12 protein-coding genes are annotated in these 14121 nt (G+C 71.3%); 8 read left to right on the top strand and 4 right to left on the bottom strand.

All coding sequences use genetic code 11. From position 1 onward, the window contains the following. Positions 1-136 precede the first annotated feature (136 nt). Positions 137-679 (top strand): SigE family RNA polymerase sigma factor, encoded by a 543-nt coding sequence (locus tag ABT041_RS18015; protein ID WP_351185221.1) that lies wholly within the window; start codon positions 137-139, stop codon positions 677-679. Positions 680-687: 8 nt separating this feature from the next. Continuing rightward, positions 688-1479, top strand: a complete 792-nt coding sequence (locus ABT041_RS18010) for a hypothetical protein (RefSeq protein WP_351185218.1) — start codon at positions 688-690, stop codon at positions 1477-1479. A 19-nt stretch (positions 1480-1498) separates the two neighbouring features. Here ABT041_RS18010 and ABT041_RS18005 read toward each other — a convergent pair whose 3' ends face one another. From ABT041_RS18005 to ABT041_RS17995, 3 genes are all read right to left on the bottom strand, one after another. Further along, positions 1499-2080, bottom strand: coding sequence for an imidazolonepropionase-like domain-containing protein (locus ABT041_RS18005; RefSeq protein WP_351185215.1), 582 nt, complete (start codon positions 2078-2080; stop codon positions 1499-1501). Continuing rightward, entirely contained in the window at positions 2080-3279 is a 1200-nt protein-coding gene (mqnC, locus tag ABT041_RS18000) for a cyclic dehypoxanthinyl futalosine synthase (RefSeq protein ID WP_351185212.1), read from the bottom strand. Before mqnC ends, ABT041_RS18005 begins: the two co-directional genes overlap by 1 nt. Before the next feature lie 347 nt (positions 3280-3626). Continuing rightward, on the bottom strand, positions 3627-4499 hold the full coding sequence (locus ABT041_RS17995; RefSeq protein ID WP_351185209.1) for a menaquinone biosynthetic enzyme MqnA/MqnD family protein: 873 nt from the start codon (positions 4497-4499) through the stop codon (positions 3627-3629). 261 nt (positions 4500-4760) lie between these two features. On the opposite strand from ABT041_RS17995, the gene ABT041_RS17990 reads away from it, so the two are divergent. Beyond that, a complete protein-coding gene (locus ABT041_RS17990) occupies positions 4761-4964 on the top strand; it encodes a cold-shock protein (RefSeq protein ID WP_030208785.1) in 204 nt (67 codons plus the stop codon). 91 nt (positions 4965-5055) lie between these two features. Here ABT041_RS17990 and ABT041_RS17985 read toward each other — a convergent pair whose 3' ends face one another. Further along, on the bottom strand, positions 5056-5892 hold the full coding sequence (locus ABT041_RS17985) for a M23 family metallopeptidase (RefSeq protein ID WP_351185204.1): 837 nt from the start codon (positions 5890-5892) through the stop codon (positions 5056-5058). 131 nt (positions 5893-6023) lie between these two features. Here ABT041_RS17985 and ABT041_RS17980 point away from each other — a divergent pair, with 131 nt between their 5' ends. The 5 genes from ABT041_RS17980 to ABT041_RS17960 all read left to right on the top strand — a co-directional run bounded on the left by ABT041_RS17980 (position 6024) and on the right by ABT041_RS17960 (position 14112). After that, positions 6024-6422, top strand: coding sequence for a DnaJ family domain-containing protein (locus ABT041_RS17980; RefSeq protein ID WP_351185201.1), 399 nt, complete (start codon positions 6024-6026; stop codon positions 6420-6422). 34 nt (positions 6423-6456) lie between these two features. Continuing rightward, positions 6457-6966 (top strand): mycothiol transferase, encoded by a 510-nt coding sequence (locus ABT041_RS17975; protein WP_351185198.1) that lies wholly within the window; start codon positions 6457-6459, stop codon positions 6964-6966. 120 nt (positions 6967-7086) lie between these two features. Continuing rightward, positions 7087-9324: an FG-GAP repeat domain-containing protein gene (locus ABT041_RS17970; protein WP_351185196.1), complete on the top strand. Its 2238-nt coding sequence runs from the start codon at positions 7087-7089 to the stop codon at positions 9322-9324. A 90-nt stretch (positions 9325-9414) separates the two neighbouring features. After that, positions 9415-11700, top strand: coding sequence for an FG-GAP repeat domain-containing protein (locus ABT041_RS17965; protein WP_351185193.1), 2286 nt, complete (start codon positions 9415-9417; stop codon positions 11698-11700). Positions 11701-11805: 105 nt separating this feature from the next. Next, positions 11806-14112: an FG-GAP repeat domain-containing protein gene (locus ABT041_RS17960; RefSeq protein WP_351185190.1), complete on the top strand. Its 2307-nt coding sequence runs from the start codon at positions 11806-11808 to the stop codon at positions 14110-14112. Positions 14113-14121 lie beyond the last annotated feature (9 nt).

Below are 14121 nucleotides of genomic sequence, written 5' to 3'. Positions count from 1 at the left end.
CCGGCCATTGTGGCAGCCACCCCCCGGGCGGGCGGGGACCGGGCCCGGCCCCCCGGAAGATTCCCGGAAATCGCCTTCAACCTTTTCCCGGCGAGCGCGCTCAAGGAAGGGTGACAGTGCTGACGAAGGGAGCGAGATGCCGTCACCGCTTGGCTCGGACGTCGGGTTCGAGGAGTTCGCCCGATCCGCGCAGACGCGGCTGTACCGCACCGCATATCTCCTGTGCGGGGACGCGGAGACCGCCCGCGACCTCACACAGACCACCCTCGCCAAGCTCTTCCAGCACTGGCGGCGGGCCGGATCGGCGGAGCATCCGCATGCCTACGCCAAGACCGTGCTCACCCGCACGTTCCTCGCCGAACGGCGACGCAGACTGCGCGATCTGCTCGCCTTCACCAAGACCGGCGGGCTCGGCCCGGCGCGGGCCACCGAACAGCCGGACCTCCGGGTCACGCTGCTCGCCGCGCTCGCCGAGCTCCCGCCCAGAGCCCGCGCCATGGTCGTCCTGAGGTACTGGGAGGACCTGAGTGTGGAGACCGTCGCCTCGCTCCTGCGCTGCAGCGAGGCGACGGTCAAAAGCCAGTGCTCGCGCTCACTGGCCAGGCTCCGGGACCACCTCGGCGAGGCAGACCTCTACACCGCCGATCCCCACCACCTTCACCACACCATCGGAAGCTGAGGCCCCGAGTGGACGACGAAACGATGCTCCGCCGTGCCATGGACCGGACGGCACAAGACCTCCCGCCCCTTCCCGACCTCGCTCCCACCGCGATCCGCCTGGGCCGCAGGCGCCGCGCACGTGCCCGGCTCACCGTCGCCGGCGGCGTCTTCGGGACCGTGACCGCGGCCGCCCTGGGACTCTCCCTGTTCTCCACCACCGACCCCGGCGTCGCGATGCCCGCCGCCCCGCCGGCCGCCTTCCCCTCCGCGTACCACACGCCCGTGCAGGCACAGCCGACCCCGGGACAGACACCGCCCGAGAAGCTCTCCGACGCCGAGAGCGCCCGCCGCGCCCAGTTCCAGCAGCAGGTGTCGGCCCTCCTCGACGAACTCCTTCCGGCGTCCGTCACGGACATCCGGCCGGTCGCGGACGAGGTCTCCGGCTACCGCATCACCGCGGGCGGCAAGACGTTCCCCGTGACGCTGTCCATCCGTCCCGCCGAGGGCGAACGCCTCCAGGAGTGCCGGAACATCCCGTCGAAGAGGACGACGTGCGAGAAGGCCGATCTCGACGGGGGCCGGACCGCGCAGGTGTACGCGATGGCCGTGAACAAGCCCGAGACCCTCGGCTCCATGGTCGTCACCCGGTACGGCGGGAGCAGCGTGCTGCTCTCCGTCAGCCCCTCGGACACCGCCTCGGCACCCGTCACACCGGACCAGCTGCTGGCGGTCGTACGCGACGCGCGCTTCACCGATCTGCTGAAGTACGCGGACGAGTACCCGGTGCAGAAGAAGGACAGCCCGGTCCGCGGCGGCTGAACCGGAAAGGCCCGTACCGCTAGCGCCGGCGGAACACCAGTCGGCCTTCGACGACGGTCGCGACACAGGTCGACGCGCCGAGGCGGACGAGCGCCGCCCGGTCCGGGACGTCGAAGACGGCGAAGCGGGCGGGGCCGCCCGGCACCAGCGGCGCCGGGGAGAGCGACGGCGGACCGGGGAGCCGGTCCGGGCGGCGGCCGACGGCCAGTCCGGCCCGGCGCACGGCGTCCACGGCGGCCCGGCCGCGCAGTTCACCGGCGATGGCGACCGTCCCGTGGGCGAGGAGCCGCTGCACACCGCGGCGCGCGGAGGCGCCGCGCCGGGCGGGGTCGGCCCGGAAGATCTCCCGCGCCCGCTCCCCCGTGATCGGCTCGGTGCCGAACTCCGCGGCCTCCCGCGGGTCCGGGTGGTACGTCTCCTCCAGGAGCTCCGGCCCGTACGGGTTGAGGAGTCCGGGCGTGAGGATGCCGGGCCACCGCCGCAGCCGGGCGTTCTGGTGCTGCTCGGCGAGGTCCTCGTACGGGCCGACGGCGGCGACGAGGGCGCCGTCGACCAGGACGGCGCTCCCGGGCGTCGCCTCGGCGACGTGGAGGGTGAGCATCAGTTCGCGTCGAGCAGCTTCAGCTCGGGGTGGGCGGTGCCGCCCTCGATCGCGGTCGACGAGATGTGCGAGGCGACGCGCTCGTCGACCGGGTCGTTCGCCGGGTCGTCGTGGACCACGATGTGCTCGTACGTCGTGGTGCGCTGCGCGGGGACGCGGTCCGCGGTGCGGATCATGTCGATCATCTCGCGCAGGTTGGAGCGGTGCTTGGCGCCCGCCGAGGAGACGACGTTCTCCTCCAGCATGATCGAGCCGAGGTCGTCGGCGCCGTAGTGCAGCGTCAGCTGGCCGATCTCCTTGCCCGTGGTGAGCCACGAGCCCTGGATGTGCGCGACGTTGTCGAGGAAGAGCCGGCTGACCGCGATCATCCGCAGGTACTCGAAGAGCGTGGCCTGCGTCTGGCCCTTGAGGTGGTTGTTCTCCGGCTGGTACGTGTACGGGATGAAGGCCCGGAAGCCGCCCGTCCGGTCCTGCACGTCACGGATCATCCGCAGGTGCTCGATCCGCTCGGCGTTGGTCTCGCCGGTGCCCATCAGCATGGTGGAGGTGGACTCGACGCCCAGCTTGTGGGCGATCTCCATGATCTCCAGCCAGCGCTCGCCGCTCTCCTTGAGCGGGGCGATCGCCTTGCGCGGCCGCTCGGGCAGCAGCTCGGCGCCGGCGCCTGCGAAGGAGTCGAGACCGGCGGCGTGGATGCGGGTGATCGCCTCCTCGACGGAGACGCCGGAGATGCGGGCCATGTGCTCGACCTCGGAGGCGCCGAGGGAGTGGATGACCAGCTGCGGGAAGTCCTTCTTGATGGCGGCGAAGTGCTTCTCGTAGTACTCGACGCCGTAGTCCGGGTGGTGGCCGCCCTGGAACATGATCTGGGTGCCGCCGAGCTCCACGGTCTCCGCGCAGCGGCGCAGGATGTCGTCGAGGTCCCGGGTCCAGCCCTTCTTGGTGTCCTTCGGGGCGGCGTAGAACGCGCAGAACTTGCACGCCGTCACGCAGACGTTCGTGTAGTTGATGTTCCGCTCGATGATGTACGTCGCGATGTGCTCGGTCCCCGCGTACCGGCGGCGGCGCACGGCGTCGGCGGCGGCGCCCAGCGCGTGCAGGGGCGCCGAGCGGTAGAGGTCGAGCGCCTCCTCGGGGGTGATCCGGCCACCCGCGGCGGCGCGGTCGAGAACAGACTGGAGTTCGGCCTTCTCGGTCACCGGGTGCGTCCCTTTCGGAGGGGTTCTGATCGACCGAACCAGCCTACGCCAGGGCCCTTGGCGACTTCCGCAGGGTGTGGGCCGGCGGCGACCGGAGTCCGGGGAGGGGGTGCGGCGGGTGAGGCGCGCGCGGGAATCCGGCGAATATTCGGTGAATTGCCGGTGCCCCACGGGCGCGGTTACGGGTGCCCCGCGGGCGCCGTTACGGATGCCCCACGGGCGTGGTCCATTTACCGGCGCCGCGGGGAGAGCGGCCGCATTCCCGGTGGCGCCGGGAAAGGCCCGCCCGGCGCTCGGGAGGGCCCACCGGTATTTCTTTCCCGCTCCATTCCCCGCGGCTCCGCCGCTTATCGCACGGGAGGCGGCAGGAGTTCCACCGCGACGTCCGCCGGGAAGCCGGTCGTGGGGCCGGTGCGGCGGGCGAACTCCCGTACGCCGGCGAGCTGCTCGGGGCCGAATCGGAAGTCGAGCGTGCGGAAGTAGCGCTCCAGGAGTTCGGCGTCGAAGGTCTCCCAGCGGGCGGCCTGCTCGGCGACCTTGGCGACCTCCTCCAGGGACAGGTCGCGCGAGGCGAGGAAGGCCTGGTGGACCTCGTGGACGGTCTCCGGCTCGCGCGCCAGGAAGTCCTTGCGGGCCGCCCACACGGCGAAGACGAACGGCAGGCCCGTCCACTCCTTCCACATCAGCCCCAGGTCGTGGACCTGGAGCCCGAGCCGGGGCGCGTCGTGCAGGGAGGCCCGGAGCGCGGCGTCGCCGATCAGGACGGCGGCCTCGGCCTCCTGCATCATCAGGCCCAGGTCGGGCGGGCAGGTGTAGTAGTCGGGGCTGACCCCGTACTGCTCGGCCAGGATGAGCTGGGCGAGGCGTACGGAGGTGCGGGAGGTGGAGCCGAGGGCCACGCGCGCGCGGTCGAGCTCCGCCAGGGGCCGCTGGGAGACGATCACGCAGGACATGACGGGCCCGTCGCAGCCGACGGCGATGTCGGGGAGCGCGACCAGGTCGTCGGCGTTGCGGAGGTATTCGACGAGGGTGATGGGCCCGACGTCGAGATCGCCCCGGACGAGGCGCTCGCTGAGCTTCTCCGGGGTGTCCTTCGTGAGCTCGAGATCGAGGAGCGTCCCGGTCCTGGCGAGGCCCCAGTAGAGGGGGAGGCAGTTCAGGAACTGGATGTGCCCGACGCGGGGCCGGCTGCGCTGCTGGTCGTCGGTTGCTTTGTCCACATCGCGAGGCTAGACCCGTCTCGCAGTGTGGGCATCGGCGGGGCACGCGCGTCAGCCCACGGAACGGAATCAAACATGCGGGTGACGTGATCTTTCCCTCTACCGCCACGAGCGTCCTGCGTGCTAGGCTCAACGCAAGTTGCAGTTTGGTTTCCCTTGCAGTACAGAGCCTGCGGAGCATGTGACCCGCAGGCTTTTGTAGTTTTCAGACTTGTTTGCAGGTTCTGGAGCAGGGCGACCCTTTGGCCCATAGGAGGGCTCATGGCTACCGGAACCGTGAAGTGGTTCAACGCTGAAAAGGGCTTCGGCTTCATCGCCCAGGACGGCGGCGGCCCGGATGTCTTCGTCCACTACTCCGCGATCAACGCGAACGGCTTCCGCTCGCTCGAGGAGAACCAGCTCGTGACCTTCGACGTCACGCAGGGCCCGAAGGGCCCGCAGGCGGAGAACGTCACCCCGGCCTAAGTTGCCCGGGTCGGCGGTTGCGCACGACTAGAGCAGTACCCAAGGAGCCCCGCTCCGTGCCTCGTGGCACGAGCGGGGCTCCTGCCCTTTTTCAGCAGGTGGGGATCACGGTCCCGTTGTTGTCCCGGGCCTCGTCGTTGCCCCAGCGGGACAGGTAGTACGCGGACACGTACGCCCCGTAGCCGTTCTTCCCGGCGTACACGGTGTCGAGGTCGGTCCGCAGCCACCAGTGGTTGTAGTTCCCGGCGCCGTCGCGGACCTCCGCGCCCCAGACCTTGCAGTACACGTAGTTCGTGCCCGCGTTCAGGACGCCCTGCGGGTCGTTCGTGTTCGGCTGCGCGTAGCCGGTGGCGTTGGCGAAGGTGTCGACCCAGTACTTTCCGCCTCCCCCGCCCGAGCAGCCGTTGTCGCTGGTCAGGGACTTGGAGCCGTAGGAGGAGGGGTAGGGGGCGAGGGAGACGCCGTTGATCACGATGGTCTGCCCTACGCCGTTGTACAGCTGCTCGTAGTGGATGTGGGCGCCGGAGCTGTTGCCCGTGGATCCGGTGGTGCCGATCTGCCGGCCCTGGGAGACCTGGGCGCCGTCGGCGACGGAGTAGGCGGCCAGGTGGAAGTAGTACGTCTTCCAGCCGCCGCCGTGGTCGATCACGATGTACTGGCCGGCGCCGGTGGGCTGGTCGTAGCGGTAGGCGGTCCCGGACGCCGAGGCGAGGACCGGGGTGCCGGCGGTGGTGCCGCCGTCGGCACGGACGAAGTCGAGCGCCTGGCGGACCTCGGCCGAGTGATGGCTGTAGGTCCAGGTCTGCCCGCAGGGGAACGGCGCCTTGAAGAGCGGCGCGGCCTGGGCGGGGCCGGCGGTGACGAGCGCGGTGAGCAGGCCCGCGACGAGCGCGAGGAGGGTGCCGAGGGGGGTGATCCGTGCACGCATACGTCCTCCGGTGAGGGCGAGGGGACAGGGGTCGACGCGCGTTGAGCGGACCTCAGAGTGCCGGAAGATCACGGGTCGCAGTAGCCCGCGGGAACCACACCCGTACCGCGGCGGTTACGTAGTCTGGACACATGACCGAACGCAAGCCGCCCGGAGTCAGCTTCGAGTCGTTCGTCGACAGACAGATCCGCGAGGCCGCGGAGCGCGGCGAGTTCCGGACCCTGTCCGGCTTCGGCAAGCCCCTCCCCGACGACTCGGCCCCGTACGACGAGCTGTGGTGGATCAAGGGGAAGATGCACCGCGAGGGCGCGTCCGTCCTGCCGCCCACCCTCGCCCTGCGCAAGGCGGCCGAGGACGCGGAGGCGGCGGTCGCCGCGGCCGTCTCGGAGCGCCAGGTCCGCCGCATCCTCGGGGAGATCAACACCCGGATCGCCGAAGCCCTCGCCCGCCCGCCGGCCGGGCCCCCGCTGAACCTGCGGCCCTTCGACGTGGAGGCCGTGGTGGAGCGCTGGAAGGCGGAGCGTCCCTAACCGAATCGCAGGTCCCCGACCCCGAGGAGCCCCCATGAACAGCGCCGGTCTGCTGCTCGACTCGTTCGGCCGGATCCGTGAGGCCGTCCACGAAGCCGTGGAAGGGCTGACGGAGGAGGAACTCGCCGTACGGATCGATCCCGACGCCAACTCGGTCGCCTGGCTCGTCTGGCACCTCACCCGCATCCAGGACGATCACCTCGCGGACGCGTTCGGCACGGACCAGCTGTGGACCTCGGACGGCTGGGCCGACCGCTTCGGCCTGCCGTTCTCGAAGCGCGCCACCGGGTACGGGCAGACGCGGGCGCAGGTCGACGCGGTCCGCGCCCCCGCGGAGCTGCTGCTCGACTACCACGACGCCGTGCACGCCCGCACCGGGGAACTGATCCGCACGGTCACCAACGCCGACCTGGACCGGGTCGTCGACACCTCCTGGGACCCGCCGGTCACCCTCGGCGTCCGCCTGGTGTCGGTGATCGCGGACGACCTCCAGCACGCGGGTCAAGCGGCGTACGTGCGGGGCGTGGTGGAGCGCCGGAGCTGACCGCCCACCCCTCGAAAATTCTTCCGAAGAGCGATACAACCCCCCGATTCGATCAAGAGTCTGAATGAGGTACGGCACGTCAAGTGCCCGCATTCACTGGGGGTTTCCTTGCAGTACCGCATGTCCGGGCGCCGCCTCGCCGCCGCGCTGCTCACCCTGTCCACGGTCACGGCCGTCACGGGGACGCTCCTCACCGTTCCCGCCGTCGCGGCCGTCCCGGCCGTCGCCGCCGGAGCGCAGGCGGCCGCCGAGGCGAACCTGCCGCTGGACGCCGAGATCGCCGGCGCCGGCACCACCGGCTTCCTCACGTCCCGCAAGAACGAGCTGGGCGAGCCGGTCCTGGAGTGGCACGCGTACGCCGACGGGTCGGTCGTCCAGGTCGGTTCCGGTCTCCAGGGCCACGACAGCTACTCCGACTTCGCCGTGATGAGCAACGGCGGCGCCTCGGTCCAGGTACGGGACATGAAGGCCGGTACGAACTGGTCCACCACGTTCTTCGACCTCTACTCCCAGCTCAAGCCCGGCGCCCAGCTCGTCGGCGTCGTCGGCGACAACCTCTTCGCGAGCGTCCCGAGCGGCACCGAGAACTACCGCGAGCTGTGGAAGCTCGCCAAGGTGAACGGCGTCTTCCAGAAGGTGAAGCTGTCGTCCCGCGAGCGCAACGTGGACTACAAGGTCGTCTCCTCCGACGGCACCAACCTGGTCGTCCTGGGCACGGAGATGTACCAGTCCACGTCCGGCATGGCGCCCCGCTGGTGGACCGCCACCACGACCTCCACCGCCAACCAGGTCATCGACTGGGGCGGCTCCTCCGGCACCGCCGAGTGGTACCCGACGTCCACCGGCGCCCTCACGGCCACCCACCGGGCCGTCGTCGTCAAGGGCCAGTTCGAGAACGCCCCCGTCCTGTCCGTGGACTCCGGCACCCTGAGCATCCCGATGACCGGCGCGCTGACCGGCGGCGTCGTGGCCGGAATCGTCGGCGACGTCGTCCTGTACGGCGTCCCGGGCACGGCCGGCAGCGACTCGCTGAGCCCCCTGTACGCGCGCAGCATCAAGGACCCGACGGCCGCCCCGTACAAGTTCCTCGAACACTTCTCCAGCGTGGCCCACGCCCAGGACGGCTCGCTGACCGTGCGCGGCGCCACGACCGCGTCCGACGGTCTGTTCCGGATCTCGGGCGGCGTCGGCGGCGCCCGCCCGGACGCCGAGCTCAAGGCGGACACCGGCCGGTCCCTCGGCCTCCAGGTGGTCGAGTCGAAGGTTCCCGCCGTCGCGGACCTGGAGAAGCCGGGCTCGACGGTCCCCATGCAGTGGTCCCTGTCCCGTGACAGCGCCTACGTGCAGCTGACCCTCACGCACACGGCCACCGGCAAGAAGTTCACGTACAAGCCGACGCAGCCGCTCACCAGCAGCGTCTTCAGCTATGCCTGGAACGGCGTCCTGGAAGGCATCAGCGCCCCGAACGGCGCCTACACCTGGCAGCTCACCGCCACCCCGACCGACGGCGTCGGCGGCTCGGCGACCGCCTCGGGCACCTTCCAGGTCAAGCGCCTGAACAACCCGCACGACTACAACGACAACGGCTCCACCGACGTCCTCGCGCGGAACTCCGCGGGCGAGCTGTGGCGCGACGACCTCTTCGACGGGCCGGTCAACGGCCAGTACAAGGTGGCGAAGCGGACGAAGATCGGCCCCGGCTGGGGCGTCTACAAGCAGGTCGAGGCCGTCGGCAGCGTCGGCGGCGCCGCCCACGGCGACCTGATCGCCGTCGACGGCTCGGGCGTGCAGTGGCTGTACCTCGGCAAGGGCGACGGCACCTTCGCCCCGCGCGTCAAGGTCGGCACCGGCTGGCAGATCTACAACAAGATCACCGGCGGCTCGGACCTCGACGGCGACGGCCGCCCCGACCTGGTCGCCACGGACAGCGCCGGCTACCTGTTCTTCTACAAGGGCACCGGCAACTACGCGAAGCCGTTCGCGCCGCGACTCCGGGTCAGCTCCGGCTGGAACACGTACAACCAGATCACCATGGTCGGCAACATCGCGAACTCGCCGGTCACCGACCTCGGCGCCGGCGACATGGTCGCCCGCGACACCGCCGGCGTCCTGTGGCTCTTCCGGGGCACGGGCGGCGCCGGCTTCGAGAGCCGGATCAGGATCGGTGCGGGCTGGGGCGCCTTCTCCCAGCTCGTCGGCGGCGGCGACGTCACCGGCGACGGCCGGCCGGACCTGATCGCGTACGGGGCGGGCGGCACGTACGTGTACGGCTCCACGGGCTCCTCCACGGCCCCGTTCGTCCGGCTGACGACGAACCTGTACGCGGGTGAGGGAACCAAGTTCAACGCGGTTCTCTGACCTCCCGTACAACCATTCGACCTCCTCGGGAGTCCTGCGGGCGTGGCGAGTCGCGCCACACCCGCATCCCTGGGGGAGAGAAACACCTTGATGCACTCTCGCACCGCCCGTGTGCGGCTCGGTGCGGCCGTCGCGGCCGTGCTCGCCGTCACCGCGGGCGGTCTGACGGCGGCCGTGCCCGCCACGGCCGCCGCTCCTGCCGCCGTCGCGGCCCCGGCCGGCACGTCGGCGGTCCTGCCCTATCCGCAGAGCCGGACGGACATCGCCGGCGCCGGTGCGACCGGGTTCCTGACCTGGACCTGGGACGACCAGCGCACCGTCTGGACCCGGTACGCCGACGGCGCCACGAAGGAGCCGTGGCCGGGCACCAACGACCTGATCACCGGCTCGCGCGCCTCCGACGTGGTCGCACGCGTCCAGCCCAACGGCTCCATCACGCTCCGGGACATGACGACGGACGAGGACGTCCTGTCGGTCTCGGCCACCATCGCGGGCCGCGACGGGCAGTACATCGGGGCCGTCGGCCGGACCGTGCTCCTCAAGTCGTCCAACGCCCAGGGCGGACAGGACGTGCGCCTGGTCGCACGGGGCGACGACGGCCAGCCGGCCGCCCGCCTCGTGACCAAGCTGCCCGGAGACGCCAAGAACCCGCTGGTCCTGGCCGCCACCGCCGACACCGCCCTGCTCACCTACACCACCGGCACGGGCAGCCACTGGGCCACTGTGGACCTCGCCGCCGCCGCCGTCACGGAGAGCGCGGCCATCGCGGGCGGCGCGCAGCAGCAGCCCGCGGTCGCGCTCACCGGCAAGCACGTCGCCTGGCTGGAGCGCGGCACCTCGGCCGGGTCGACCGTGGTCGTCACCGAGCGGGGCCCCGCCACCGGCACCCAGCGGATCCCGGTGCCCGGCGCGACCACCCACATCGGCCTGGTCGGCAGCTGGCTGACGTACGCGCAGGCCGGCGGGTACGAGGAGCGGAACCCGTCCCCGGCGTACGCCGTCACTGCCCGCTACCTGGGGAACGGCACGACCCGGAAGCTCATGGACGACATGGCCGGCTCGGCCGTCGCGCCCGACGGGACCCTGTACGTCCAGGGCGGCACCGTCGCGGGCGGCGAGGGCCTGTACCGGATCGCCCCCGGCGCGGACGGCACCCCGGCCGCCACCCAGGTCGCCTCCTCCGGCCTCTCCACCAAGGTCACGCTGCTCTCGCACGACATCCCGGCGGTCCTGGACCTGGACAGGACCGGCTTCCCCGTCAAGATGGCGTGGCAGCTCAGCCGGTCCGAAGTGGAGATGGCGGTCAGGATCCGCAACACCCGGACGGGCGAGACCCTGACCGACGGGGTCTACCCGCTCAACGTCTACGAGTACGACCCGCACAGGGCGCCGTACGCCTGGAACGGTCAGCTCCGCTGGAACAACACCCCCGACCTGTGGACCGGCGCGCAGAGCGGGCCCTACACCTGGGACATCACCGCCAAGCCGCTGAACGGCATCGGACCGGAGCTGAAGGCCTCCGGTTCGTTCACGGTGACCCGGAAGCCCGGCGCGCACGACTACGACGCCGACGGCTCCCCGGACGTGCTCATGCGGGACACCTCGGGCCGGCTGTGGATCCACGACACCTTCCCGTACCCCGAACTGGACCCGCTGACGCAGAAGCCCTACCTCGACCAGCTGGACCAGAACCCCGGCCTGCTCGTGGGTTCCGGCTGGGGCATCTACGACCGGATCGAGGCCGCCGGCAACATCGCCGGCTCCGCCGTGAGCGACGTCGTCGCCCGGGACAGGTCCGGGGTCCTCTGGCTGTACCAGGGCACGGGACTCGCCAAGACCCCGCTGGCCGCCCGTGTCCGCATCGGCGCCGGCTGGAACACGTACACCCAGCTCACCGGCGGCTCCGACCTGACCGGCGACGGCCGCGCCGACCTGGTCGCCACCGACAAGGCCGGCGACCTGTGGCTCTACAAGAGCACGGGCTCCCTCACCGCCCCGTACGCGGCCCGCAAGAAGATCGGCTACGGCTGGGGCGTCTACAACCAGCTGACCGCCACCGGCAACCTCGCCGGAGGCCCCGCCGGAGACCTCGTCGCCCGCGACAAGGCCGGAGTCCTCTGGCTCTACCTCGGCAACGGCGACGGCACCTTCGCGCCCCGCGTGAGGATCGGCGCCGGCTGGGGCACGTACGACCAGCTGCTCGGCATCGGCGACGCGAACCGGGACGGCCGCCCCGACCTGTACGCCAAGGTGAACAACAGCACCGAGGCCATGCTCTACAAGGGCACGGGCTCCTGGAAGGCGCCGTTCGGCCCGCGCAGCGCGGTCCGCTGGTACCTGTCGTCCACCGAGCTGCGGTACGACCTCCTCTCCTGAGGAACCCCTTCAAGATCGCGTACAACCATCCGTGCCGATCTTGAGTCGAACCAGGTGTGGCGCCGATCACGGCGCCGCACCTGGTCTCTGGGGGGAGAACCCAACGTGAAGCACAATCCTTCGGCCCGTCGTCTCGCCGCCGCCGTCACCGCCGTCCTCGCGGTCACCGCCGGCACGCTGGCCGCAGGCCCCGCCGCCCTCGCCGCCGCCCCGGCCGCCGCGCACGCCGCGGCCGCCGCGTCGACCACGGCGGCCGCGCCGGTCCCGTACCCGGGCGACGCGAAGATCGCGGGCGCCGGGGCCACCGGCTTCCTGACCCGCTCCACCGACAGCGCGCAGGAGCTGCGCTGGACCCGCTACGCGGACGGCACGTCGACCGAGGTGACCTACGCCCAGGGCGGCGGCATCGACGTCACCGGCACCGACGTCCTCGCCATCGGGGACTCGCGCTTCCCGAACCAGTTCCGGACGTTCACGCTCCGGGACATGGGCCACCCGGACGCCCAGTCCGTCCACTTCGACCTCGGCTCCGTCTTCCCGCAGCAGGTCGCCACGTACGTGAAGGCCGTCAGCGCCGACTCCGCGCTCGTCCAGGTCCGCAAGGCCGACGGCAGCCAGGAGCTGCACCTCGTCGTCTCCGAGGCGGGCCGCGTCTCGGAGCGCCCGATCAGCGGACTCCCCGTCAACGCGGGCGACTTCTTCACCTCCGCGCCCGTCATCGACGGCAAGGTCCTCGTCGGCTACGGATCGACCCTCTCCACGATCCCCGAGGCGGCCTTCGGCGGCCGCGCCGTCATCGACCTGCTGTCCGGCGAGGTCAAGGAGAAGTACACCTCCGCGGCGTCCGGCTACCTCAGCAACCCGCTCCTCCTCTCCGCGACCCAGGTGGGCTGGGAGGAGGGGACCGAGATCGGCGGCGAGCGCACCGTCGTCACCGTCGACCGCACGACCGGCGCCAGGAAGACCTTCACGCTGGGCAAGCCCGAGGAGACCCTCACCGGCCTGGTCGGCGACTGGCTGGTCTACGGGGAGCCGACCGCGCTCACCGACGGCTGGAAGGCGCCCCTCGGCCCCCTGCGGGCGGTCTCCCGCACGGCCGCCGGCGACCAGCCGGTCGAACTCCTCGCGTACGCCACGTCCGTGCGGCCCGCCGCCGACGGCACGCTGCTCGCGCGCGGCGGCACCCTGGACAAGGGCGAGGGCCTCTACCGCATCGCCGCCGGCGCCGACGGCACCCCGACGGCCGAGCTGGTCGCCACGACCGGGGAGCCGACCGCGCTCACGTACCTGGGCGACGAGGTGCCGGACGTCATCGACTTCGCGCGCTCGCAGACGGTCGACCTGAAGTGGCGCATGAGCCGCGTCAACGCCGATGTCTTCCTGAAGCTGACGAACCAGAAGACCGGGCAGACCTTCACCCGCCTGATGCGCCTGAGCCGCGAGTCGGCAGGTCAGTACACCTACGACGACCACACCTTCGGGCTCTCCTGGAACGGCGTCCTGGAGGACTTCGACGGCACGCAGCCGGGCAAGGCCGCCCCCAACGGCGACTACACCTGGTCGATCCGCGCCACCCCGCAGAACGGCATCGGGCCGGTCGTCGAGCAGACGGGCAGCTTCAAGATCGCCCGCTCCCCCAAGCTCCACGACTACAGCGACAACGGCACCCCGGACCTGCTCGCGCGGAACGCGGCGGGCGAGCTGTTCCGCGCCGACACCCTGAAGGGCCGCGCCTCCGGCAAGCCCGTCAAGATCGGCTCCACCTGGAACGCGTTCACGCAGATCGAGTCCGTGGGCAACGTGGCGGGCAACGGAAACGCCGATGTCGTCGCAGTCGACAGGAACGGCGAGTTCTGGCTCTACTCGAACATGCGCGGCGACACGACCAATCCCGGCGTGCGGATCGGAACGAACTGGGGCATCTACAACAAGCTGGCCGGCGGCTCCGACCTGACCGGCGACGGCCGTCCTGACCTCGTCGCCACCGACAAGGCCGGCGACCTGTGGCTCTACAAGGCCACGGGCTCCCTCACCGCCCCGTACGCGGCCCGCAAGAAGATCGGTTACGGCTGGGGCATCTACAACCAGCTGACCGCCACGGGCAACATCGCGGGCGGTCCCGCCGGAGACCTCGTCGCGCGTGACTCCGCCGGTGTCCTCTGGCTCTACCTCGGCAAAGGCGACGGCACGTTCGCGTCCCGCGTGAAGATCGGCGCCGGCTGGAACCAGTACAGCCAGCTCGTCGGAGTCGGCGACGCGAACGGCGACGGCCGGGGCGACCTGTACGCGTACGGCCCGAACAACACCTCGTACGTCTACGCCGGCACGGGCGCCTGGAGCGCACCCTTCGCGGCGCGCACCGCCACCGACGTCCTCCTGAACGGCGGCACGGCCTACAACCACGTCTCCTGACCCGTCCCC

This window comes from Streptomyces sp. NPDC002825, assembly GCF_040295385.1.
Lineage (GTDB): Bacteria > Actinomycetota > Actinomycetes > Streptomycetales > Streptomycetaceae > Streptomyces.
This window is presented reverse-complemented; position numbering and strand designations above follow the sequence as displayed.

Coding starts and splice junctions, on each gene's coding strand:
- ABT041_RS18015 (WP_351185221.1), top strand. CDS start 137: ATGCCGTCACCGCTTGGCTCGGACGTCGGGTTCGAGGAGTTCGCCCGA.
- ABT041_RS18005 (WP_351185215.1), bottom strand. CDS start 2,080: ATGCTCACCCTCCACGTCGCCGAGGCGACGCCCGGGAGCGCCGTCCTG.
- ABT041_RS17990 (WP_030208785.1), top strand. CDS start 4,761: ATGGCTACCGGAACCGTGAAGTGGTTCAACGCTGAAAAGGGCTTCGGC.
- ABT041_RS17985 (WP_351185204.1), bottom strand. CDS start 5,892: ATGCGTGCACGGATCACCCCCCTCGGCACCCTCCTCGCGCTCGTCGCG.
- ABT041_RS17980 (WP_351185201.1), top strand. CDS start 6,024: ATGACCGAACGCAAGCCGCCCGGAGTCAGCTTCGAGTCGTTCGTCGAC.
- ABT041_RS17975 (WP_351185198.1), top strand. CDS start 6,457: ATGAACAGCGCCGGTCTGCTGCTCGACTCGTTCGGCCGGATCCGTGAG.
- ABT041_RS17970 (WP_351185196.1), top strand. CDS start 7,087: ATGTCCGGGCGCCGCCTCGCCGCCGCGCTGCTCACCCTGTCCACGGTC.
- ABT041_RS17965 (WP_351185193.1), top strand. CDS start 9,415: ATGCACTCTCGCACCGCCCGTGTGCGGCTCGGTGCGGCCGTCGCGGCC.